Source organism: Stenotrophomonas sp. LC732 (genome assembly GCF_052446685.1).
Lineage (GTDB): Bacteria > Pseudomonadota > Gammaproteobacteria > Xanthomonadales > Xanthomonadaceae > Stenotrophomonas > Stenotrophomonas muris.
Map to the genome: position 1 here is coordinate 448040 of NZ_CP199214.1, position 23350 is coordinate 471389.

A 23350-nucleotide genomic window follows, 5' to 3' on the forward strand; every position below is an offset into this window, starting at 1 on the left:
CACGCAGGAAAGGACATGAATCGCAAGGGTGACAAATCGCTGATCGTTGGCCTGGACATCGGCACCTCCAAGGTGGTGGCGCTGGTGGGCGAGTATTCGCCGGGCAACCCGATCGAAGTGATCGGCATCGGCTCGCACGAATCGCGCGGGCTGAAGCGCGGCGTGGTGGTGGACATCGAATCGACCGTGCAGTCGATCCAGCGCGCGGTGGAAGAAGCCGAGCTGATGGCCGGCTGCGAGATCCGTTCGGTGTACGCCTCGATCTCCGGCAACCACGTGCAGTGCAAGAACTCGCCGGGCATCGTGCCGATCCGCGACGGTGAAGTGACCTGGGGCGACCTGGATCGCGTGCTCGACGCGGCCAAGGCGGTGGCGATCCCGGCCGACCAGAAGATCCTCCACGCGATCCCGCGCGAGTACGTGCTGGACGATTCGCAGGAAGGCATCCGCAACCCGGTCGGCATGACCGGCGTGCGCCTGGAAGTGCATGCGCACCTGGTGGTGTGCGCGCAGTCGGCCGCGGCCAACATCAGCAAGTGCGTGCAGCGCTGCGGCCTGCAGGTGGACGACCTGGTGCTGTCCTCGCTGGCCTCCAGCGTGGCAGTGCTGACCGCCGACGAGCGCGAGCTGGGCGTGGTGCTGGTCGACATGGGCGCCGGCACCACCGACATCGCGGTGTTCGTGCAGGGTGCGATCTGCCACACCGCCTCGCTGCCGATCGCCGGCGACCACGTGACCAACGACATCGCGCACATGCTGCGCACGCCGACCCCGGAAGCCGAGCAGATCAAGGTGCGCTATGCCTGCGCCCTGGCCCAGCTGGCCACGGCCGAGGAGAGCATCCAGGTGCCGTCGGTGGGCGACCGCCCGCCGCGCCGCATGCCGCGCCATTCGCTGGCGCAGGCCGTGCAGGGCCGCTACGAGGAAATCTTCGAGATGGTGCAGGCCGAACTGCGCCGCTCCGGCTTCGAGGAGCTGGTGCGCGCCGGCATGGTGCTGACCGGTGGCGCGTCGAAGATGGAAGGCGTGGTCGAACTGGCCGAGGAAATGCTGCAGATGCCGGTGCGCGTGGGTATCCCGCAGCACGTCACCGGCCTGGGCGAAGTGGTCGGCAACCCGGTACACGCCACCGGCGTGGGCCTGCTGCTGATGGGCAGCCAGATCGAGCACCCGCGGCGGCCGTCGCTGCCCACCGGGCGCGCCGGAAGCATGTTCAAGAAACTCAAGACCTGGTTCCGCGGCGAGTTCTGACGCGGAACCCGTAAACCCGGGCCTCGCCCGGGCGCAACACCCGCAGTACCCGCATCACAACGCAATACCGGCTACACACAACCCACACAGCCGCAACGTCGGCATGCAGCAGGACGGCAGGACGCCCGAATGCCCATGCCAGCCAAAGCGGATACAACGAGGACACGGACATGGCGCATTTTGAACTGATCGAAAAGATGGCACCCAATGCGGTGATCAAGGTGGTTGGCGTGGGCGGCGGCGGCGGCAATGCCGTGGCGCACATGGTCAACTCGGCGGTGGATGGCGTGGAATTCATCACTGCCAACACCGACTCGCAGGCCATCAAGAATTGTGGTGCCAAGCTGCAGCTGCAGCTGGGTACCAACGTGACCAAGGGCCTGGGCGCAGGCGCGAACCCGGAAGTCGGCCGCCAGGCCGCGCTGGAAGACCGTGAGCGCATCATGGACGCGCTGCAGGGTGCCGACATGGTGTTCATCACCGCCGGCATGGGCGGCGGCACCGGTACCGGCGCTGCGCCGGTGGTGGCACAGCTGGCCAAGGAAATGGGCATCCTGACCGTGGCCGTGGTCACCAAGCCGTTCCCGTTCGAAGGCCGTCGCCGCATGCAGGTGGCGCTGAAGGGCATCGAGGAACTGAGCCAGCACTGCGACTCGCTGATCACCATCCCGAACGAGAAGCTGATCACCGTGCTGGGTCGCAACGCGACCATGATCCAGGCCTTCCGCGCTGCCAACGACGTGCTGCAGGGCGCCGTGCAGGGCATCGCCGACCTGATCGTGCGTCCGGGCCTGATCAACGTCGACTTCGCCGACGTGCGCACCGTCATGTCCGAAATGGGCCTGGCGATGATGGGTACCGGCACCGCCCGTGGCGATGACCGCGCCCAGGCCGCTGCCGAATCGGCGATCCAGAACCCGCTGCTGGACGATGTGAACCTGGCTGGTGCCAACGGCATCCTGGTCAACATCACCGCCGGCGCCGATTTCACCATGGCCGAGTTCGACGAGATCGGCCGCACCATCGATGGCTTCGCTTCCGAAGATGCCACCGTGGTGGTCGGCACCGTGCTCGATCCGGACATGCAGGACGAAGTGCGCGTGACCGTGGTGGCCACCGGCCTGAACCGCGTCTCGGCCAGCAAGACCCAGCGTCCGGGCGAGCGTGCGCCGATCAAGCTGGTCCGCAACGCCACCACCGGCCAGCCGGAGTTCGGCGAGTTCGACAACGGCGGCGATGCCGTCTCCAAGGCGGTGGGTGGCATGGGCCTGGGCCTGCGTCGCGCCAGCAGCGATACCGCAGCGGCCTCCGCCCCTTCGGCCCCGGCCGCTTCGGCCCCGGCGGCGGCGGAACTGCCGAACGATTACCTGGACATCCCGGCGTTCCTGCGCCGCCAGGCGGACTAAGCGGGGCGGCCCGGGGTTGTCCTCCCCGGGTTGCGCCACCATGTCCTGAAAACGCGGGCGCCGGGCCAGGATGGGCCCGGCCGCCCTGCTTCACGCGCTTTCCAGCGGCGTGCCGGTGGATCCTGCCGGTGGCTGCAACTGGCGTTTCAGCCGGGGTAGGGGAGTGCGCGTGTTAATCTAATGTGTCACTTCCGGTCCATCCCCCATGATCCAGCAACGCACCCTCAAGAACACGATCCGCGCCACCGGCGTTGGCCTGCACAGTGGTGACAAGGTCTACATGACCCTGCGCCCGGCACCGGTCAACCATGGCATCGTGTTCCGCCGCGTGGACCTGGACCCGGTGGTGGAGGTGCCGGCCAAGGCCGAACTGGTCACCGAAGTGACCCTGTGCACCGGCCTGACCTGCAACGACGCAAAGATCCAGACCGTCGAACACCTGATGTCGGCGCTGGCCGGCCTGGGTGTGGACAACATCATCGTCGAACTGTCCTCGGCCGAGCTGCCGATCATGGACGGTTCGGCCGGCCCGTTCGTGTTCCTGCTGCAGTCGGCGGGCATCATCGAACAGGATGCGCCCAAGCGCTTCATCCGCGTGCTCAAGACCGTGGAGGTGACCGAGGGCGACAAGGTGGCCCGTTTCACCCCGTACGAGGGCTACAAGCTGGGCTTCACCATCCAGTTCGACCACCCGATGATCCCGGCCAAGCAGTCGCGGCAGGAAATCGAGTTCTCGACGCTGGCCTACACCAAGGAAATCTCCCGCGCGCGCACCTTCGGTTTCATGCGCGACCTGGAATACATGCGCGAGCGCAACCTGGGCCTGGGCGGTTCGATGGACAACGCCATCGTGCTGGACGAGTTCCGCGTGCTCAACGAAGACGGCCTGCGCTACGCCGACGAGTTCGTGCGCCACAAGATCCTTGACGCCATTGGCGACCTCTACCTGGCCGGTGGCCAGGTGCTGGGCGCCTACGAGGGCTTCAAGTCCGGCCACGCGCTCAACAACAAGCTGGTGCGTGCCCTGATGGCCGACGCCAGCGCCTGGGAATGGGTCAGCTTCGACTCGCCGACCAGCCCGGATCCGGTGGAATATGCCACCCCGGCCTACGCCTGATTCCATAGATCGTTGAATTTCAAGATAAAAACGCCGCCTTCCAGGGCGGCGTCGTTGTTTCCGGGGCTTGCGACGCATTCAGCGTGCTTGAAAGGCGTCAAGGCCGGTTCAAGGTCACGGTTTTGTGAACCTGTTGGATCGGAAGCCTGAATTTAACGAAGTTTTAACTTCAATCTAACGACAGGCCCCCGGATGGCCGCTAGGATGCGACCCGGCCCCCGAAATGTTTCACGCCGTGGTGACACGCGCAACGGGGAGCGGAGCCGGATGCTCCGTTGCCATCAGGACCGTTTCTTCGGCTTCGAGGGAACGTCCTGCAGGCAAGCCAAGGCGTCGCGTAGCCCTTTGTGCGTGGCGGCTGAAACTGCGTGGGGGCCATTCCGGTTGTCGATCGCTGGGGAGCGTGAGGGAGTGGTGGACGCAGTCTTGATGGTCACCCTGGTGGCCTTCAGCCCGATGGAACGGGCCGCGTCGAGCAACTGGGCTTCGGCAAGCCGCAACTTGGCATGCCAGACCGGGGACTCGACGAGAAAAACGAGGTGTTCCCCGTCCACATTGGCCAGCCGGCAGCGGCTGCGCAGAGGTGGCGGCAACTGGGGGCGCAACTGCCGGTCCAGCGCGTCGAGCCACAAGGCCCGACGCAGCGGGTTCCCGCTTTTGTCCGCCATTACCGCATCCAGCGCCGGTTTCGGCACTGACGCGGGGCGAACGCTGGATTTCGGCTCAGACATGAAAACTCACTGATGGCATTCAAAAAGATCGTAATCAAAACGCGTGAAGGACAGGCCAAGGCGTCGCCGATCACGCGTTTGCGGTTCTATTTCGAGGACCGCCCCCGCGCCCTGCTGGGCAGCGTGCTCGGGGTAGGCTGCATTATCGGCCTTGCCGGCGGCATTGGCGCCAGTGCGCTGAATGATTCGCGCCTGCAGGCCAAGGTCGAGCGCCAGGATGCGGAGCTGGCCAAGGTCAAGCGCGATGCGCAGACCCAGGTCAACGCGCTGGCCGCCCGCCTCGGCGAGCTGCAGGCGCAGGCCACCCGCCTGAACGCCCTCGGCGAACGGCTGACCCAGATGGGCAAGCTGGAAGATGGCGAATTCGACTTCAACGAGACCCCCGGCCTCGGTGATGGCGACGCCGGCGGCCCGACCAGCGACATCCCGGTCAAGGACGTCAACGCCGACTTACAGGTGCTGGAGCAGCGCTTCGCTGCTTCAGGCCGCCAGTTGTCGGTGATGGAATCGCTGATGTTCGACCACCAGCTGCAGCAGAACGCCGTGCCGTCGCGCATGCCGATCCGCAACAGCTACGTGACCTCCGGCTTCGGCACCCGTGCCGACCCGTTCGGCCGCGGCGCCGCCACCCACAAGGGCATGGACTTCCACGCCAAGGTCGGTGACCCGGTGATGGCCGTGGCCGAAGGCGTGGTCAGCTTCGCCGGTGTGAAGGGCGGCTATGGCAACGTCGTCGATGTCGACCACGGTAACGGCTATGTCACCCGCTACGCGCACAATTCGCGCCTGGTGGTGAAGGCCGGTGACCTGGTCCGCGCCGGCCAGGAAGTGGCCAAGGCCGGTTCCACCGGCCGTTCGACCGGTGCCCACGTGCACTTCGAGGTGTGGGAGAACGGCAACGTGGTCAACCCGCGCAAGTTCCTCGGCGACGGCGGCAACACGCCGGTCGGCCGCGTCAGCCGCGGCTGATGCCCGGGTCGGATTCCTTCCGCGCCGCGGAAGGGCTCTGACCCGATTCGGTTGAGGGCTGGGGTCAGAGCCCTTTCGCCATGGCGAAAGGGGTCCGACCCCGCATCCGTGTTTCTTTGCCGAATCCGGGGCGATTGCGACCGGATTGGCGCTTGAAACCTCAGCCGCCCGTCCCAAGCTACAATGGGTGTTGCCATCGACAGGGCGCCAGGCGCCCTGTTTCGTTTGCGGCGGACGGATCCCAAGGGGGAGGCCGGGCGTCGTGTCCATCCAACCCGGTTCCTTCAATGATCAACAGCCTGCTTACCCGCGTATTTGGCAGTCGTAACGAACGACAGCTGCGCCAGCTCAACCGCATCGTCGCCAAGATCAATGCGCTGGAGCCGGAGATCGAGAAGCTTTCCGACGAGCAGCTTCAGGCCAAGACGCCGGAGTTCAAGCAGCGCATCGCCGGCGGTGAAGCCCTGGACAAAGTGCTGCCGGAAGCGTTCGCGGTCTGCCGCGAAGCCGGCCGCCGCGTGCTGGGCATGCGCCATTACGACGTGCAGCTGATCGGCGGCATGGTGCTTCACCTGGGCAAGATCGCAGAAATGCGCACCGGTGAAGGCAAGACCCTGGTGGCGACCCTGCCGGTGTACCTCAACGCGCTGGAAGGCAAGGGCGTGCACGTGGTCACCGTGAACGACTACCTGGCCCGCCGCGACGCCGCGCAGATGGGCAAGCTGTACAACTGGCTGGGCCTGAGCGTGGGCGTGGTGTACCCGGGCATGCCGCACAGCGACAAGCGCGAAGCCTACGCGGCCGACATCACCTACGGCACCAACAACGAATTCGGCTTCGACTACCTGCGCGACAACATGGCGCTGTCCAAGGCCGACCGTTACCAGCGCGGCCTGCACTACGCCATCGTCGACGAAGTCGACTCCATCCTGATCGACGAAGCGCGTACCCCGCTGATCATCTCCGGTCCGGCCGATGATTCCCCGGAGCTGTACATCCGCGTCAACCGCGTCGTGCCGCACCTGGTCAAGCAGGAAGCGGAAGACGGCGAGGGCGATTTCTGGGTCGACGAGAAGGGCAAGCAGGTGCACCTGTCCGAAGCGGGCATGGAGCACGCCGAGCAGCTGCTGGTTGAAGCCGGCATCCTCGACGGCGAGACCGAAGGCCTGTACGCGGCGCAGAACCTGACCGTGGTCCACCACCTCAACGCCGCCCTGCGCGCGCACGCGATCTACCAGCGTGACGTGGACTACATCGTGCGCGACGGCGAAGTGGTCATCGTCGATGAGTTCACCGGCCGTACCCTGGCCGGCCGCCGCTGGTCCGACGGCCTGCACCAGGCGGTGGAAGCGAAGGAAGGCGTGCCGGTCCAGCGCGAGAACCAGACGCTGGCGAGCATCACCTTCCAGAACCTGTTCCGCATGTACAAGAAGCTGTCCGGCATGACCGGTACGGCCGACACTGAAGCGTTCGAATTCCAGAGCATCTACGGCCTGGAAGTGGTGGTGATCCCGACCAACCGCCCGACCATCCGCAAGGACAGCCCGGACCAGGTGTTCCTCAACCGCAAGGGCAAGTTCAATGCGGTGCTGGCCGACATCGAAGAGTGCGCCAAGCGCGGCCAGCCGGTGCTGGTGGGTACCACCTCGATCGAAACCTCGGAAATGCTGTCCGAGCACCTGAGCAAGGCCGGCGTGAAGCACGAAGTGCTCAACGCCAAGCAGCATGACCGCGAAGCGACCATCGTCGCCAACGCTGGCCGCCCGGGCGCAGTGACCATCGCCACCAACATGGCCGGCCGCGGTACCGACATCGTGCTGGGCGGTTCGCTGGAAGCCGAGATCCACGCCCTGGGCGAGGACGCGACCGACGAGCAGAAGGCAGCGGTCAAGGCCGAATGGCAGAAGCGCCACGAGGCAGTGAAGGCGGCGGGCGGCCTGCACATCGTCGGCACCGAGCGCCACGAATCGCGTCGTATCGACAACCAGCTGCGCGGCCGTTCGGGCCGCCAGGGTGACCCGGGTTCGTCCCGCTTCTACCTGTCGCTGGAAGACAACCTGATGCGCATCTTCGCCTCCGACTGGGTGCAGAAGGCCATGCGCATGATGGGCATGAAGGAAGACGACGTCATCGAGGACCGCCTGGTCAGCCGCCAGATCGAAAAGGCGCAGCGCAAGGTCGAGGCCCACAACTTCGACATCCGCAAGAACCTGCTGGACTTCGACGACGTCAACAACGACCAGCGCAAGGTGATCTACGCCCAGCGCGACGAGCTGCTGGATGCCGAGTCGGTGAAGGCGAATGTCGATGGCATCCGCGACGACGTGATCTTCGACATCGTGGCGCGCTTCGTGCCGCCGAACTCGATCGACGAGCAGTGGGACCTGCGCGGCCTGGAAGCGACCCTGGAGTCGGACTTCGGCCTGCAGATGTCGCTGACCGACCTGGTCAAGGAACACGAAGAGCTGGACGCCGAGGCCATCGCCACCAAGGTCCAGGAGCGCGTCAACCAGCACTTCGCCGAGAAGGAAGCCGGCCTGGGCGAAGAAACCATGCGCGCGCTGGAGAAGCACGTGATGCTGACCGTGCTGGACCAGAGCTGGAAGGAGCACCTGGCGCGCATGGATTACCTGCGCCAGGGCATCTACCTGCGTGGTTACGCGCAGAAGCAGCCGAAGCAGGAATACAAGAAGGAAGCCTTCGAGCTGTTCTCGGACATGCTGGAGAACGTCAAGCGCGAAGTGGTGACCCTGCTGGCCCGCGTGCGCATCCGCAGCGACGAGGAAGTGCAGGCGCTGGAAGCGGCCGAGCGCCAGCAGGCGCAGGCGCGCCTGAGCCAGTCGCAGTTCCAGCACCAGGATGCCGGCGGTTACAGCGCCGACGAGGAAGCCGCGCAGGTCGAAGCCGCCCAGCAGGGCGTGGCCACGCTGCAGCGCGACGAGCCGAAGATCGGCCGCAATGATCCGTGCCCGTGCGGCAGTGGCAAGAAGTACAAGCACTGCCACGGCCAGCTGAGCTGACCCCGGAAGGCCCCGCGCAAGCGGGGCCTTCTGCTTTGGCGCGGGCGATCCGGCGCGGATTCGTGATTGCGCTGGCCGCCCTGTTCTGGGCATGCTGGCCCCATGGTTTCTCCCACCCGATCGATCCATGTCGTGGCCGCCGTCATCACCGACGCCCGTGGCCGCGTGCTGCTCAACCGCCGTACCGAGAACCGCGACATGGCTGGCCTGTGGGAGTTCCCCGGCGGCAAGCGCGAATCCGGCGAGACCTCCGAACAGGCGCTGGTGCGTGAACTGCGCGAAGAGCTGGGCATCGAGGCCGATGTCGGGCCCTGGCTGATGGATGTGCCGCAGCGCTATCCGGACAAGCACCTGACCCTGGAAGTGCGCCACGTGCGCAGCTGGAAGGGCACACCGCGCGGGCGCGAGGGCCAGGCGATCACCTGGGTGGCGCAGGACAAGCTGGGCCGCTATTCCATGCCACCGGCCGACTTGCCGGTGGTGGCCGCACTGCGCCAACCGGATCGCTACCTCATCACGCCGGCGCCGGCCGAAGATGCCGGCGGCGTGCAGCACTGGCATGAACGGCTGCAGCAGGCAGTGGCGGCGGGCCAGCAGCGCATCCAGCTGCGCCTGCCGCCGGAGCATCCGCAACGGCAGGCGATGATCGAACAGGCCGTGCGCGCGCATCGTCGCGGCGTGCAGTGGCTGCTCAACCGCGATGTCGCGTTGGCCCGCACACTGGGCGTGGGCGTGCACCTGGGCAGCGAGCAGTTGCTGGCCCTGCAGGAGCGGCCCTTGCCGGAAGGACAGCTGGTCGCCGCGTCCTGCCACGACCTGGAGCAGCTGCAGGCGGCGCAGCAGCTGGGCTGCGACTTCGCGGTGCTCGGCCCGGTGCAGGCCACGGCCAGCCATCCCGGGGCGGTGCCGCTGGGCTGGGAGGCCTTCGCTGCGCTGCGCGCGCAGGTATCGCTGCCGATCTACGCGTTGGGCGGCATGGTCGCCGGCCATATCGCCGAAGCGCGTCGGCATGGCGGGCAGGGCATCGCTGCGATTCGTGGGCTGTGGCCGGCGTGAGCCGGCATGCAGGGTCAGATCCCTGCGCAGCAGGGCTCTGACCCCATCGCGGCAATCCGGGGTCGGAGCCCTTTCCGCTGGGAAGGGATCCGACCCCTCCCGATCACAACGTGATCCAGAAGCATCCGTATTGCCGCCGCAATCCCAGCACCGTGGACGCTCGCGACGCGCTGCCGGGCAGCGTCTGCTCCAGGCGCAGGCCGACCGGATGCCGTGGCGCTGGCGGCTCAGGGTCGGATTCCTGCGCCGCAGGGCTCTGACCCTCTTCCTGCGAGGACGCCAGCCCCTGTGGCGGATACACCGGCACCACGTCCACCAGTGGCCGCCGTGCCAAGGATTCCAACTGGCCGAGGATGCGCTGCGCGCCGGCATCGGAGACCGCACCCCACAGGTACAGCGAGGACAGCCGGTTCACATCGTTGCTGACGATGCCGGTGCGCAGTGCCTCCACCAGCTCGCTCAGGCGTCGTGGGCAGCGCGCACCCAGGGTGTCGCGTGGCAGGGTGCTGCCGGTGGGCGCGGGCGGTGGCAATCGCGACCGGGCGCCAACGCTGTCGCAGGGGCGGTCGGTATACACGCTCTGCCCCTGCGCATCGGTGCAGCGGTTCAAGCGCGGGGACTGCGCATGGACAATGCTCGATACCGAACACAACGACAGCAGCAACAGCAGGAAGGAAAACCGGTTCATCGGCGCAGGGTAGCGCCGATCGCGGTGGCATGGCGTGCTTTCAGCCGTGCAGCAGCTTCAACACCGACGTGGTCGGCTTGGCCAGGTTCAAGGTGTAGAAGTGCAGGCCCGGCGCGCCGCCCTCGATCAGGCGCTGGCACAGTTTGGCCACCACTTCGGTACCGAACGCCCGCACCGATTCGGCGTCATCGCCATAGGCCTGCATCTTGCGGCTGATCCAGCGCGGGATCTCCGCACCGCATTGCTCGGAGAAGCGGCGCAGCTGGCTGAAGTTGGCGATCGGCATGATGCCGGGCGTGATCGGCACCTGCACGCCGAGCCGGCGCACGGCATCGACGAAGTGGAAGTACGCATCCGGGTTGTAGAAATACTGGGTGATCGCCGCGTCGGCGCCGGCATCGATCTTGGCCTTGAAGTGCTTCAGGTCGGCCAGTGCATCGGAGGCCTGTGGATGGGTCTCCGGATAGGCACCGACTTCGATGCGGAAGGCGGTGCCGTGTTCGGCGCGGATGAAGTCGATCAGCTCGGCGGCGTAGCGCATGTCACCGGGGAAGCCCATGCCGGAGGGCAGGTCGCCACGCAGCGCGACCAGGCGATGGCAGCCGATGGCGCGGTACAGCTTGAGCAGTTCGCGGATTTCCTGGCGGGTGCCGCCGACACAGGACAGGTGCGGTGCAGCCTCGAAGCCGTGGTGCTGGTTGAGGTGGCGCACGGTCTCGGAGGTATAGCTCAGGGTCGAGCCACCGGCGCCGAAGGTACAGGACACGTACTCGGGGTCGTAGTCCTTCAGCCTGGCCGCGGCGCGGTCCAGCTGGCTGCGCTGTTCGTCGGTCTTGGGCGGATAGAACTCGAAGCTGATGGCGGTCATGGCACGGGCGGCAGCGGCGGGTGCGGGTCAGTATATCGCTTCATCAAGATGGATGTTAGTTGGCTGCATGGACTGGCACCGTCCGCCGCCGGCGACCGTTTGCCCGGGTCTGCGGCCGTTGCTCCGGAATCGCAACCTGGCTGCCGTAGCCGGGCGCACGCTGCTCCCATCCCGGCACCCCCCACCTGATGAAGGAGCACACGATGAAGATCTTCCTGGCACTCTGGTACGCGATGAAGGCCCTGGCCCGGCTGGCGATGATCGGCATGGCGATGGCCGTGCTCGGCTCCGGTTCCGCGCATGCCGCCACCGGCTCGACCGCTGGCAAGGTACAGGTCGAGGTGGTCGGCATGGGGCGACCGCTGCTGATGATCCCCGGCCTCAACAGCAGCGCCGAGGCCTGGCGCGAGACCTGCCTGGCCCTGAAGGACGTGCAGTGCCACCTGGTGCAGTTGCCGGGCTTTGCTGGCGCGGCAGCGGCCGACCCGCGCCCGGCCGGCTTCCTGCCGGCGATGCGCGGGCAGCTGCTGGCCTACCTGCATGACCAGCACCTGGGGCCGGTGGTGGTGGTCGGCCACAGCCTCGGTGGCGTGCTGGGCCTGCAGATGGCGCAGGCCGAGCCGAAGGCGATCAGCGCACTGGTGGTGGTCGATGCCCTGCCGTTCCTGCCGGCGGCGCGCGACCCGAGTGCCACCGCTGACAGCGTGCGGCCGATGGCCGACCAGCTGCGCAAGGGCATGCTGGCCGCCGATGCCGCGCAATGGCAGGCGCAGTTGAAGGCGGGCCTGCCGGGCATGACCCGCGATCCGCGGCGCCAGGCCGAACTGGGCCGCTGGGGCGAAGCCAGCGACCGCCAGACCACGGCCGATGCGATGCATGCGGTGATGACCACCGACCTGCGCGACAGCATCGCTTCGATCACCGCGCCGACGCTGGTGCTCGGCAGCTGGGCCGGCTACCAGCCGATGGGCGGCACCGAGGACGGCACGCGTGCGGTGTTCCAGGCCCAGTACGCGAACCTGCAGGGCGTGCAGATCGCGATGAGCGCGCAGGGTTTCCACTTCCTGATGTGGGATGATCCGCGCTGGTTGCAGGAACAGGTGCAGCGATTCCTCGCCGCGCATCCCTGACCCTTGTCCGCCCTCCTGCCACCGCCGAGAGCCCGCATGGACCACCACGCCTTCCCGCCGTTTCTGGACGCTCAATGCACTGGCATGGGCCGGCTATGCGCTGTACGGGCTGTGGGTCGGCATGCGGATCGGTGGCGGCATCGTGTTCAGTGGCATCGTGCTGATCACCGTCAGCGTCGCGGTCTCACTCTGGCTGTGCAGCGGCGCATTGCGTTCGGTTGCACTGCGCCAGCGCTGGTGGGAGGGCAGCCTGGGCAGCCTGGTGCTGAAACTGGCTGCCGGCGTGGTGCTCGGGGCCAGCGTCGCACAGGCGGTAACGGCGGCGCTGCTGCTGCCGGCGCTGGCGCTGGGTTGGGTGCAGCTGCCTGGCGGCCATGCGGATTACCAGTGGTCTTCGGTGCTGCTGTACTGGATGAACACCGCGTTGTTCCTGCTGGTGTGGACCGGTTTGTGGGGGGGCCTGCACGGCCTGCGGCGGGCACGCCACAGCGAGCTGGCACGCCTGCGCGCCGAAGCCGAACGCAGTGTGCTGGAACGTGACGCACTGCGTGCGCGGCTCAATCCGCATTTCATGTTCAATGCGCTGAACAACCTGCGTGCGCTGATCCTGGAAGACCCGGAACGGGCCCGTGACATGGTCACCCGCCTGTCGCGCACGCTGCGCCAGGCGCTCGCCCACAACCGCAGCGAGCAGGACACGCTGGCCGAGGAACTGGCGGTGGTCGATGATTACCTGGCCATCGAGGCGGTCCATTTCGAACAGCGCCTGCAGGTGCGGCAGCAGATCGATGCCGATGCCACGCAGGCGCAGCTGCCGGCGATGGCGTTGCAGTTGCTGGTGGAGAACGCGATCAAGCACGGTATCGCCAGCCGACCCGGCGGCGGCGAGGTGCAGATCCGCGCCACGCTGGACAATGACGTGCTGCGGTTGCAGGTGGACAATCCACTTCCAACCGGCAGCGAACCCACCCATGGCCATGGCGTCGGCCTGGCCTACCTGCGTGCGCAGCTGGGCATGCGTGGCCGATTCGTGCTGCAACCGGCCGGTGACCGCATGCAGGCCCTGCTGGAGATTCCGCAATGACTGGCATGCTGCGCGTGTTGATCGTCGATGACGCACGGCTGGCCCGGCAGGAGCTGCGCACGCTGCTGTCGGCGCTGCCGTGGGTGCAGTGCGTGGGCGAGGCCGACGACGTGCCCGCCGCACGCGAGGCGATCACCACGCTGGCACCGGACCTGGTGCTGCTGGATGTGCAGATGCCCTCCGGCAGTGGTTTCGACGTGCTGGACGGCCTGGACACGGTGCCGGCCGTGGTCTTCGTCACCGCCTACGACACCTATGCGGTGCGTGCGTTCCAGGCCAACGCGCTGGACTACCTGGTGAAGCCGGTGGAGGCGCCGCGGCTGCTGGAAGCGCTCGAGCGGGCGCGGCAGTGCGAGGCGGTTGCGGCCGACGTGCCGGAATCGCGCGGCACGCTGGGCGCGCACGACCAGGTGTTCGTGCGCGAGGGTGAACGCTGCTGGTTCGTGGCAGTCTCCGAGATCCGTCGGCTGGTGGTGGATGGCAACTACACGCGGCTGTGGTTCCGCGACCAGAACGCACTGCTGACCCGCAGCCTGAGCGCGCTGGAAGCACGCCTGCCGCCGGATCTTTTCTTCCGCGCCAACCGCAACACACTGGTCAACCTGCGCCGTATCCGTGGGGTGTCGCCCAGCATCGGCGACGGCTATGACCTGACGCTGGATGATGGCAGCGAGGTGGAGGTATCGCGGCGGCAGGCACGCGAGCTGCGCGAGCGGATGGCGTTGTAGGTGCTGCCAGCGGTTACCCTGTGCAGCGGATTCCCAGATCACGCCGCGCCATGTCCATCGTCCTCACCGATTTCGCCCGTCCCCGCCTGTTCCCGCGCGTGCCACGCGGCAATACCATCCAGGACTGCACTGCCGAGCAGTTCGAGGCACACCTCAATGCGCACGCGCCGCTGAAGGTGCTCGACGGCTACGCCCCGTTCTGCAAGTTGTTCGTCTACGAGAACTGGACCAGCACGCGCTGCCTGACGGTGCCGGTCACCGAGGCCAACCGCCACCAGCTGCGCAGCGGCTACGAAGCGCGCAACCGCGAGGAACTGCCGGTACTGGTGCGCTGGTTCGAGGGCGTGGAGTCGCCGCGCGCGAACTACCTGGTGGTGATCCTGTACAACGCCGAGCAGCTGGCCAGGGAAGGCTCACCGATCGAAGCCGACTGGGGCATCGTCGGCTGCATCTATACCGCCGAACCGGAAGAGGTGCCGATGGCGCCGATCACCATGATGCGCAATGCGCTGGGCGTGGAGGAGGGCGGTTCCGGCGTGCCATTGGACAAGGAGGCCTACCGGCGCTCGGTGGAGTTCTGGGAGAACAACGCCAACTGGCGGCCGGGGTCGGATCCCCGCATCGCAGGGCTCTGACCCGATCATTCGAGCTCCCGGTCGAAGCCTTTTCCTGAGGAGGGGATCCGACCCCAGGCGCGCGCTATGATCGGGCCAGGCAAACCCAAGGAGGGCAGGGCATGGCGGTCTGGGCAAGGATGATCCTGATGTTGCTGGCGGGCACGCTGCCCGCCACCCAGGTACTGGCCGCGAAGCCCTCTGCCGGGATGGCCTGCGAACCCATGGCACGCCTTCCCGGGCTGCGCGATGCAGGCGTGACCGCGCTGTCGATGCAGCCGCAGGACGGCCGCTGCGTGATTGAAGTGGCGGCGGCCAATGGCAACGCGCTGCGTCGGCAGCAACGAATGCTGGAGGCGCTGGTGCAGCATGCCTGCGCCGCGCCGGCGCACGTGACCGTGAATGAGGTGCAGGTATCCCTGCAGCTGCGCCTGCCGACGTCCTGCGCGGCACGCAGCAACCGGGATCTGTTCGCGGGTGAAGGTATTCCCTGGCTGCCTCCACGCGGCGTGTCGCCGCGCTATCCGGTGGAGGCCATGCGGCAGGGGCTGTCCGGCCGCAGCATGCTGAAGGCGTTGGTCGATGCGCGGGGGCGCGTTGCGGCCGTGATCGTGGAGACCTCCAGCGGTCATGCGTTGCTGGATGACGCTGCAGCGGAGGAGCTGCAGGGCTGGCGTTTCAGCCTTGCCGATGCGAAGGGTACGGTGCCGGCGTTGACCCTCGTGCGCATGCCGATGCGGCATGAATTCGTGGAGTGAGCGTCATCCACGCATGGCATGGATCTGGACGTACCGCAGCGGAGCCACGCCGTGCGTGGCTGCATCACTGTCAGAGGCGCTTCCACTCCCACCACGGGTAGTGGTATTCACGCTCGGTGGCGCTCCACGGCTGCGTGCAGGACGTGCACGTCACCCGGTAGCACTCACCCCAGCCATCCTGGGCCTCGCCTCGTCCGAGCAGCAGCACGTGGCCCTGTTCCAGCAGCGGTGCAGGGTTAAAGAACACATAAGAAGGGTAGAGTGCGCACAGGCACCCCTCACGCGCCTGCCAGTAGCGCAGCCGTTGCAGGGCCGCCTTCAGGTGCGCCTGGTTGCTGATCAGCATGCCGCCAAGGGCGATGCCCTCGCAGCTGCGTTCGATCGTATCCACATGTGCGACCAACGCGTCCAGCGACGCGGTGCTGAACAGCCGTGCCACCGTGCGTGCGGCATCGGTGATGCGCGTGGCATCGCGCGACAGCAGGTCCTGCAGCAGCACGTCGGCCTGTGCATCGTCGAGCCGGGGTACCGGCGCTGCAGACCACGGCCAGCGCATCAGCGTGACTTGCCGATGGCAGCGTAGTGGCCGGCGGTGAGGCGCAGAAGGTCGGCCGGTGCCAGTTCTACCTCGAGGCCGCGGCGCCCGGCGCTGACATGCAGCGCGGGCAGCGCTTCGGCACTGGCGTCCAGGAACGTGCGCAGGCGCTTCTTCTGCCCCAGCGGGCTGATGCCACCGACCAGGTAGCCGCTCGCGCGCTGTGCGGCATCGGCGGCGGCCATCTCGCACTTCTTGCAGCCGGCGGCTTCGGCCAGCGCCTTCAGGTCAAGCTGACCGGCGACCGGCACGATCGCCACCAGCAGTTCGTGTGCTTCCGTGCTGGCCAGCAGGGTCTTGAACACCTGGGCCGGGTCGAGGCCGAGCTTGTCGACGGCTTCGCCGCCATACGATTCGGCGTGGGCGTCGTGCACGTAGCTGCGCACGGTGTGGGCGATCTTCTCGCGCTTGAGCAGGTTGATGGCCGGGGTCATGGGCGCATCCTAGCGCGAGGTAGGGATATTGCCTTGACCGAAACTCGCGCATCAACGCAGGACGGGCCCCCGAAGGCGCCCGTCCCGGCTGTGATCGTCGGCATCCCGCGTCAGCGCGACATCGACTGCTGCGTCTGAATCTGTTCCTGGGTCTGTCGCTGCGACAGTTCGTTGTCCAGCGCCTGGCTATGCCGCGTGCTGTCCTGCAGCGTGTGGTTCGCCGCCTGCGACAGATCGACGTAAGTGCGGTGCATGGCGGGATCGCCAAGCTGGCCCTGCACGGCGAACACGCCCTGGTTGTCCGGCCGCGCCAGCACGGTATCGACCTGGCTCATGCCGGCCAGCTTGGACTCGTAAGCCACCAGGCCTGCGGCGTTCTCGAGCTGGCTGCGGTCATTGAACAGTGGCGCCAGGCCACCCTGGCGGCGTTGTTCTTCCAGCGTTTCCAGCTTTTCCACGACCTGCTGGTAACGCGGGTTGTCGGCGTGGCCGGGGGTGGCCATGGTCGGTTCGGCGGCCCGCTGTTGCTGTTGCGCGGTGGCCTTGTCGAGCGCACCCAGGGTGGTGGCACCGACCTTGCCATCGACGGTGAGCTGGTGCTCACGCTGGAACTGCTTGACCGCTTCCAGGGTGCCGGGCCCGAAATCGCCATCGGCTACCAGTGGCTTGCCGTCCTTGCCCAGATAGCCCAGGTCGGCCAGCTTCTGCTGCATCGCCTTTACCTCATCGCCCCTGGCGCCGCTGACCAGTACGCCGTTGCCGCCGGGCGCGCCGGGCGACCCGTGCGAGGGGGCATGGGTGGGGGTGATGCCCAGCTGGGTCATGGCCCGGTCGAAGCGCTCATCGCGGCTGGTCACCGCGGCCGGCGACTGGATGCCGTACTTGGTGGCATCGACGAAGTTCTGCACGTCGCCGCGGGTCGGTGGATTGCCGGCCTGGACCGTACCGCCCTGCAGCTTTTCCGCGTTGCCGGCCAGATAGCTGATGAACTGCGGGCCCATGCCGCCGAACTGGTTGTCATAGTCGGCCATGGCCAGCTGCAGTTCGGGGTTGGCCGCGATGGCATCGGCGGCGGCCGGGTTGGTGGCACGCACCTTGGCGATGGCTTCATCGACGCGCTCGATGGCGCTGTCCAGCTTGTCGTTGGTGAGCTGGTCCATCTTCGCCTGCGGAATGGCCTGCAACTTGGCGTCAAGCGCCGCCAGCTGCCGGGTGCTCAATCCGCCCTGCTGGGACAGCAGTTCGATGTCAGCGGCGGTGAAGCCGTTGTCGCGCAGGAAACGCCTGGCCTGTGGATTGCCGCCGACATCGAACTGCACCAGTCCGAACGAGTAGGTGCTTGCGCCTTTCTGCGCGTATGAGAAGTGGTCCAGGTGGCGGGTGTTGCCGCCCAGCTCCGTGTTGAGGAACAGCGTGGACAGCTGTTCGCGGGTAAGGGTGGAATCCTTTGCCATGGTCATCGTCCTTCAATGTGGGAAAAAGCGCCGGGCGCACCCAGCGGATGTCAGCCGGCGCAGTGCTGCTGCGTGAAGCCGAGCAGCTGGCGGACGGCCTGGGTGCCGTAGGCGGCCGATGCCGGTACGAGGGCGAACTGGCCGACCATCTGGTTGCTGCACAACTGCACGTTGCGCTTGCCGGCGGTGGTTTCCTGGATGCAGTTGGCCGCCAGCACGGCGTTGGGGCCACCGCCCACGTTGGTGGCGGCCGTACAGCCCAGCAGGCGGCCTTCCTGGCCGTTTTCTCCCAGCAGCGTGTTGAAGTTCGCCAACTGGCTGTTGGGGTCGCGCAGCACCAGCAGGTCCACGCACTGCTGCTGGCCGTCGGGCACTTCGCAGGCGTCCTCGTCGATCAAGCCCTCGCGCGTGGCCGAGAGCACCTTGAGGCGATCGGCAAATACCTGTTGCAGGCAGTGCGCGTCACCGCACAGGTCGCGCGTATGCTGGATCCAGCGCTGCTGCTCGGCCTGCAGCTTGTCCTTGCCGGCGGCATCGAGGGTGTCGCGTGCGGAGGCTTCGGCCTTGGCCAGCTCGGCTTCCTGCTGCAACAGGGCGGGGTCGTTGCAGATCAGGGTCTGCACCAGTGATGCCCCCTCGGCGCAGGCAGCGCTGCTGCCCGTGGCCGCTGCCGGGGTGCTGGTTGCCTTGCCGTCGGTGCTTGCCTGGCCGGTGTTCGCTGCCGGCGCGCTGGCACCGGCATCGCTGCCAGGCGGGCTGCAGGCGGCCAGCAGGGCCACCCAGCACAGGATCATCAGGGGCTTCATCGCCCGGGTCACTCGGTCATTGTTGCGCGGCATGTCCTGTCCTTTGCTGTCTGCGTCCCGGCGCATGGCCTGCAGTTGGCAGTCCATGGGGGCATAGAGACTAGCAAGCGGCTTCTTAGGGCACTGTGACAGGGCGCGCGGATCTGCTGCGGGGCGACGCAACGCAGAACGGGCGCCCGAAGGCGCCCGTTCTGTCTGCATCTGTTGCCGGGGTCAGCGCCCTTTCCTGCGGAAAGGGATCCGACCCCGCCTGCGCCGGTAGTGCCGGCCGCTGGCCGGCACCGCGCACGATCAGTAGCGGTAGTGGTCCGGCTTGAACGGACCTTCCACCGGCACGCCGATGTAGTCGGCCTGTTCCTGGCTCAGGGTGGTCAGCTTCACGCCGATCTTTTCCAGGTGCAGGCGAGCCACTTCTTCGTCCAGCTTCTTCGGCAGCAGGTACACCTTCTTCTCGTAGCTGTCCTTGTTCGCCCACAGGTCGATCTGTGCCAGGGTCTGGTTGGCGAAGCTGTTGGACATCACGAAGCTCGGGTGGCCGGTGGCGCAGCCCAGGTTCACCAGGCGGCCTTCGGCCAGCAGGAAGATCGCATTGCCGTTCGGGAAGATGTACTTGTCGACCTGCGGCTTGATGTTGACGTGCTTGATGCCGGCGAAGGACACCAGTGCGTCGACCTGGATCTCATTGTCGAAGTGGCCGATGTTGCAGACAATGGCCTGGTCCTTCATCGCGCTCAGGTGCTCGATGCGGATGATGTCCCTGTTGCCGGTGGTGGTGACGTACAGGTCGGCACGGCCCAGGGTCGATTCGATGGTGTTGACTTCATAGCCTTCCATCGCCGCCTGCAGGGCGCAGATCGGGTCGATCTCGGTGACGATCACGCGCGCGCCGTAGGCACGCAGCGACGCGGCGCAGCCCTTGCCGACATCGCCGTAGCCACAGACCACGGCTACCTTGCCGGCCAGCATCACGTCCATCGCGCGCTTCAGGCCGTCGGCCAGCGACTCGCGGCAGCCATACAGGTTGTCGAACTTGCTCTTGGTGACCGAGTCGTTGACGTTGATCGCCGGGATCAGCAGGGTGCCGGCCTGGGCCAGCTGGTACAGGCGGTGCACGCCGGTGGTGGTCTCTTCGGAGACGCCCTTCCAGTCCTTGACCACGCGGCCCCAGTAACCCGGGCGCTCCTTGGCGACCCGCTTGAGCAGGTTCTTGATGACCTGTTCTTCGTGCGAGGCGGACGCGGTGTTGACCCAGTCGCTGCCGTTCTCCAGTTCGTAGCCCTTGTGGATCAGCAGGGTCACGTCACCGCCGTCGTCCACCACCAGTTCCGGGCCGGTCAGGGTGCCGTCGGCCAGGGTGAAGGTCAGCGCGTCCAGGGTGCAGTCCCAGTACTCTTCCAGGGTCTCGCCCTTCCAGGCGAACACCGGGGTGCCGGTGGCGGCGATGGCGGCAGCCGCGTGGTCCTGGGTCGAGAAGATGTTGCACGAGGCCCAGCGCACGTCGGCGCCGATGTCCTTCAGGGTCTCGATCAGCACCGCTGTCTGGATGGTCATGTGCAGCGAGCCGGTCACGCGCACGCCCTTCAGCGGCAGCTCGGCCTGGTACTTGCGGCGGATCGACATCAGGCCCGGCATTTCGTGCTCGGCGATGTCCAGTTCCTTGCGGCCCCAGTCGGCCAGCGTGATGTCGCGGATCTTGTAATCACCTTCGGTGGAGAAGGTCTTGGCAACAGCGTTCATTCGTGTGCTCCGGTTGTGGGCGAGCGGGTGCTCGCATCTAGCCGGGCGCCGTTGTTACAAAGCCACCTTACCGAGCCTGGCCGGGCCTCATCGGATCCGGTCGCAGCGCCCCTCGGCAGGGGAGAACCCCCATTATATCGCGGCCCCGGCATGACATCCGGATGACCCAACCATCGGCAGATGGGGGCGCGTGCACGGCCTGTTAAGGTCGGTGCTTTCACGCATCACGCAGGTAGAACGATGAGCATGCACGCGCGCCGTACGCGGCGCTGGACCGGCCTGGTCCTGTCGATGGGACTGCTGGCCGTGGCCCCGCTGGCCTGGGCGGTGGCCCCACAGCCCGCTGCAGCACAGGCCCAGGGTGCCAATGGCTACGAACTGCCCTCGGCGGCGCTGCAGGCGGTGGTCGACGCACCGCGCGCGCCGTCGCTGCACCTGTCGCCTCGCCGCGACATGGCCGCGTTGATGCAGATGCCGTCGCTGCCGTCGATCCGGGTGGTGGCGCAGCCGGAATTGAAGCTGGCCGGCCTGCGCATCAACCCGCGCACGTTCTCCGACAGCCGTTTCAGCTTCGGCGAGAAGCTGTGGCTGATGAACGTGGCCGATGGCAAGGAACGGCAGATCAGCGGCCTGCCGGCCACGCTGTCGATCGCCAGCCTGATGTGGTCTCCGGATCAGAAGTGGCTCGCTTTCAACCAGGTCGACGCCACCAGCGGCGCCAACGAACTGTGGCTGGTGGACGTGGCCGCCGGCAGCGCCCGCCGCCTGGTTGCCGGCCTGAACACGGTGATCGGCAGCGGTTACCAGTGGCTGCCGGACAGCCGCGGGCTGGTGGTGTTCACCCGCCCGGCCAACCTCGGTGCGGCCCCGGCCACCGACGGCATCCCGACCGGCCCGGCCGTGCAGCAGACCCGCCGGGGCGATGGCGTGGTGTCGATCCGTACCTACCAGGACCTGCTGAAGAACGAGGCTGACGCGCGCCAGTTCGACTACTACGCCACCACACAGCCGGTGGAAGTCACCTGGATGGCAGCACCCGCGCGATCGGCGCGGCCGGCATCTTCATGGGCTTCTCCGTGTCGCCGGATGGCCGCTTCGTGCTGCGGCAGCCGGTGCAGCGCCCGTATTCCTACGTGGTGCCGGTGAGCAGTTTCCCGCGCCGCATTGAAGTGATCGACCGTGCCAGCGGCAAGCTGGTGCATACCGTGGCCGTGCGTCCACTGGTGGAAGGCCTGCCGACCGGCAACGACGCCGAAGTGACCGGCGTGCGTGACATCGGCTGGCGTGGTGATGCCGACGCGACCCTGGTCTGGGCCGAAGCGCAGGATGGTGGCGACCCGAACAGGGATGCCAAGGTGCGCGATGCGGTGCTGATGCAGGCCGCGCCGTTCGACACACCGCCGGTGACGCTGGCCCAGCTGGGCAGCCGCCTGGCCGGTATCAGTTGGGGCCGTGGCGACCTGGCCCTGCTGACCGAATCGTGGTGGAAGACCCGCAGGACCAAGACCTGGCTGATCGCCCCGGACAATGCCAGCGCCGAACCGCGCCTGCTGTGGGATCGCGATGCGCAGGACCGCTACGCCGATCCGGGCCGGCCGCTGCGGGCCAGCGACGAGCGCGGCCGTTCGCTGCTGCAGACCAGCGCCGATGGCGGCAGCCTGTACCTGGCCGGCGCCGGTGCTTCGCCGGAAGGCGACCGTCCGTTCGTGGACCGCTTCGACATCGCCACGGGCAAGGCAACGCGCCTGTTCCACTCGCAGGCACCGAGCTATGCGCTGCCGGTGGCATTGCTGGACAAGCAGGGCAGTTCGCTGCTGCTGAGCCGCGAGAGCCCGGACGAGCCGGCCAACTTCTACGTGCAGTCGCTGGCCGATGCTGGGAGCGCACCGCGCGCGCTGACCCATTTCGCGCATCCGCTGCCGCAGCTGAAGGGTGTGCAGAAGGAGCAGATCCGCTACAAGCGCAAGGACGGCGTCGACCTGACCGCGACCCTGCTGCTGCCGCCGGGATACGACCCGAAGCGCGACGGCCCGCGCCCGCTGCTGATGTGGGCCTACCCGGGCGAGTTCAAGAGCGCGGCCGCGGCCAGCCAGGTGACCGATTCGCCGTATCGCTTCAATGCGGTCAGCTACTGGGGTCCGCAGGCGTTCCTGGCCAAGGGTTACGTGGTGCTGGCCAGCCCGTCGATGCCGATCATCGGCGAGGGCGACAAGGAGCCGAACGACACCTACATCGAACAGCTGGTGGCCAATGCGCAGGCGGCCGTGGATGAAGTGGTGCGGCGTGGCGTGACCGACCGCGATCACATCGCCATTGGTGGCCATTCGTACGGTGCGTTCATGACGGCCAACCTGCTGGCACACACCCGCCTGTTCAAGGCGGGCATTGCGCGCAGCGGCGCCTACAACCGCACGCTCACGCCGTTCGGCTTCCAGGCCGAGGAGCGCAACTACTGGCAGGCGCAGGACGTCTACCAGAAGATGGCGCCGTTCAATTACGCCGACAGGATCAAGGATCCGATCCTGTTCATCCACGGCGTGGACGACAACAACTCCGGCACGTTCCCGATCCAGAGCGAGCGCATGTTCGCGGCGGTGAAGGGCCTGGGTGGCACCGCGCGGCTGGTGATGCTGCCCAACGAATCGCATGCCTACCGCGCACGCGAATCGATCATGACCATGCTGGCCGAGAGCGAGCGCTGGCTGGAGCAGACCATCGGCCCGGCCGAGCAGGGCACGGCGAAGAAGAAGCGCTGATACGTGCATGAGGGTGGCCGCTGCAACAGCGGCCGCCTGTGCGGCTGCGCCGCCGCCCGAGCGTGGGCTCGGGCGCTACACGGTGTCACGCGCCATGACGCTTGTAGAGCCGAGCCCATGCTCGGCTGCGTCCGCCATGGATACGTGC

At 67.1% G+C, this 23350-nt stretch carries 19 protein-coding genes, 1 pseudogene and 1 riboswitch; of the genes and pseudogenes, 12 read left to right on the plus strand and 8 right to left on the minus strand.

The genetic code is table 11. The annotated features are described in order from the left end of the window. Nucleotides 1-15: 15 nt before the first annotated feature. From ftsA to lpxC, 3 genes are all read left to right on the plus strand, one after another. On the plus strand, nt 16-1251 hold the full coding sequence (ftsA, locus tag ACT6SE_RS02085; protein WP_005408083.1) for a cell division protein FtsA: 1236 nt from the start codon (nt 16-18) through the stop codon (nt 1249-1251). 170 nt (nt 1252-1421) lie between these two features. Next, a complete protein-coding gene (gene ftsZ, locus ACT6SE_RS02090; RefSeq protein WP_005415297.1) occupies nt 1422-2657 on the plus strand; it encodes a cell division protein FtsZ in 1236 nt (411 codons plus the stop codon). Nucleotides 2658-2862: 205 nt separating this feature from the next. Beyond that, nucleotides 2863-3774 (plus strand): UDP-3-O-acyl-N-acetylglucosamine deacetylase, encoded by a 912-nt coding sequence (gene lpxC, locus ACT6SE_RS02095; protein WP_014645945.1) that lies wholly within the window; start codon nt 2863-2865, stop codon nt 3772-3774. A gap of 281 nt (nt 3775-4055) precedes the next feature. Here lpxC and ACT6SE_RS02100 read toward each other — a convergent pair whose 3' ends face one another. Further along, the gene (locus tag ACT6SE_RS02100) at nt 4056-4505 is read right to left on the minus strand and encodes a DUF721 domain-containing protein (RefSeq protein WP_032956682.1); all 450 of its coding nucleotides are present in this window, start codon (nt 4503-4505) and stop codon (nt 4056-4058) included. 12 nt (nt 4506-4517) lie between these two features. On the opposite strand from ACT6SE_RS02100, the gene ACT6SE_RS02105 reads away from it, so the two are divergent. From ACT6SE_RS02105 to ACT6SE_RS02115, 3 genes are all read left to right on the plus strand, one after another. Next, entirely contained in the window at nt 4518-5474 is a 957-nt protein-coding gene (locus ACT6SE_RS02105) for a M23 family metallopeptidase (RefSeq protein WP_014645946.1), read from the plus strand. 287 nt (nt 5475-5761) lie between these two features. Next, nucleotides 5762-8494, plus strand: a complete 2733-nt coding sequence (secA, locus tag ACT6SE_RS02110) for a preprotein translocase subunit SecA (protein WP_014645947.1) — start codon at nt 5762-5764, stop codon at nt 8492-8494. A gap of 102 nt (nt 8495-8596) precedes the next feature. Continuing rightward, complete coding sequence (locus ACT6SE_RS02115) at nt 8597-9550, plus strand: Nudix family hydrolase (protein WP_046428827.1); 954 nt, start codon at nt 8597-8599, stop codon at nt 9548-9550. A 103-nt stretch (nt 9551-9653) separates the two neighbouring features. On the opposite strand, the gene ACT6SE_RS02120 is transcribed toward ACT6SE_RS02115, so the two are convergent. Continuing rightward, nucleotides 9654-10238, minus strand: a complete 585-nt coding sequence (locus ACT6SE_RS02120; RefSeq protein WP_046428829.1) for a DUF4124 domain-containing protein — start codon at nt 10236-10238, stop codon at nt 9654-9656. Nucleotides 10239-10278: 40 nt separating this feature from the next. Further along, nucleotides 10279-11106 (minus strand): methylenetetrahydrofolate reductase [NAD(P)H], encoded by an 828-nt coding sequence (gene metF / locus ACT6SE_RS02125; RefSeq protein WP_014645950.1) that lies wholly within the window; start codon nt 11104-11106, stop codon nt 10279-10281. Between the two features lie 203 nt (nt 11107-11309). On the opposite strand from metF, the gene ACT6SE_RS02130 reads away from it, so the two are divergent. From ACT6SE_RS02130 to ACT6SE_RS02150, 5 genes are all read left to right on the plus strand, one after another. After that, nucleotides 11310-12236 (plus strand): alpha/beta fold hydrolase, encoded by a 927-nt coding sequence (locus ACT6SE_RS02130; protein WP_014645951.1) that lies wholly within the window; start codon nt 11310-11312, stop codon nt 12234-12236. Between the two features lie 121 nt (nt 12237-12357). Continuing rightward, nucleotides 12358-13320: a sensor histidine kinase gene (locus ACT6SE_RS02135; protein WP_444811087.1), complete on the plus strand. Its 963-nt coding sequence runs from the start codon at nt 12358-12360 to the stop codon at nt 13318-13320. Then, nucleotides 13317-14048 (plus strand): LytR/AlgR family response regulator transcription factor, encoded by a 732-nt coding sequence (locus ACT6SE_RS02140; protein WP_014645953.1) that lies wholly within the window; start codon nt 13317-13319, stop codon nt 14046-14048. Before ACT6SE_RS02135 ends, ACT6SE_RS02140 begins: the two co-directional genes overlap by 4 nt. Before the next feature lie 50 nt (nt 14049-14098). Beyond that, on the plus strand, nt 14099-14683 hold the full coding sequence (locus ACT6SE_RS02145; RefSeq protein WP_014645954.1) for a DUF3228 family protein: 585 nt from the start codon (nt 14099-14101) through the stop codon (nt 14681-14683). A gap of 101 nt (nt 14684-14784) precedes the next feature. Then, complete coding sequence (locus ACT6SE_RS02150; protein WP_444811088.1) at nt 14785-15420, plus strand: energy transducer TonB; 636 nt, start codon at nt 14785-14787, stop codon at nt 15418-15420. Between the two features lie 70 nt (nt 15421-15490). Here ACT6SE_RS02150 and ACT6SE_RS02155 read toward each other — a convergent pair whose 3' ends face one another. The 5 genes from ACT6SE_RS02155 to ahcY form a co-directional block, all read right to left on the minus strand. Further along, nucleotides 15491-15976, minus strand: a complete 486-nt coding sequence (locus tag ACT6SE_RS02155; RefSeq protein ID WP_046428836.1) for a hypothetical protein — start codon at nt 15974-15976, stop codon at nt 15491-15493. Then, a complete protein-coding gene (ybaK, locus tag ACT6SE_RS02160; protein WP_046428838.1) occupies nt 15976-16449 on the minus strand; it encodes a Cys-tRNA(Pro) deacylase in 474 nt (157 codons plus the stop codon). The genes ACT6SE_RS02155 and ybaK overlap by 1 nt, the downstream gene beginning before the upstream one ends. A 110-nt stretch (nt 16450-16559) precedes the next feature. Then, nucleotides 16560-17903, minus strand: coding sequence for a peptidoglycan-binding domain-containing protein (locus ACT6SE_RS02165; RefSeq protein ID WP_080342711.1), 1344 nt, complete (start codon nt 17901-17903; stop codon nt 16560-16562). 50 nt (nt 17904-17953) lie between these two features. Beyond that, nucleotides 17954-18742 (minus strand): lysozyme inhibitor LprI family protein, encoded by a 789-nt coding sequence (locus ACT6SE_RS02170; RefSeq protein WP_046428860.1) that lies wholly within the window; start codon nt 18740-18742, stop codon nt 17954-17956. Nucleotides 18743-19000: 258 nt separating this feature from the next. Further along, on the minus strand, nt 19001-20446 hold the full coding sequence (ahcY, locus tag ACT6SE_RS02175) for an adenosylhomocysteinase (protein WP_014645960.1): 1446 nt from the start codon (nt 20444-20446) through the stop codon (nt 19001-19003). Nucleotides 20447-20482: 36 nt separating this feature from the next. Continuing rightward, a riboswitch (S-adenosyl-L-homocysteine riboswitch) is annotated at nt 20483-20566 on the minus strand. Nucleotides 20567-20686: 120 nt separating this feature from the next. Between ahcY and ACT6SE_RS02180 the strand changes: the two are divergent. Beyond that, a pseudogene (locus ACT6SE_RS02180) lies at nt 20687-23202 on the plus strand (S9 family peptidase). The last annotated feature ends 148 nt before the right edge of the window (nt 23203-23350 follow it).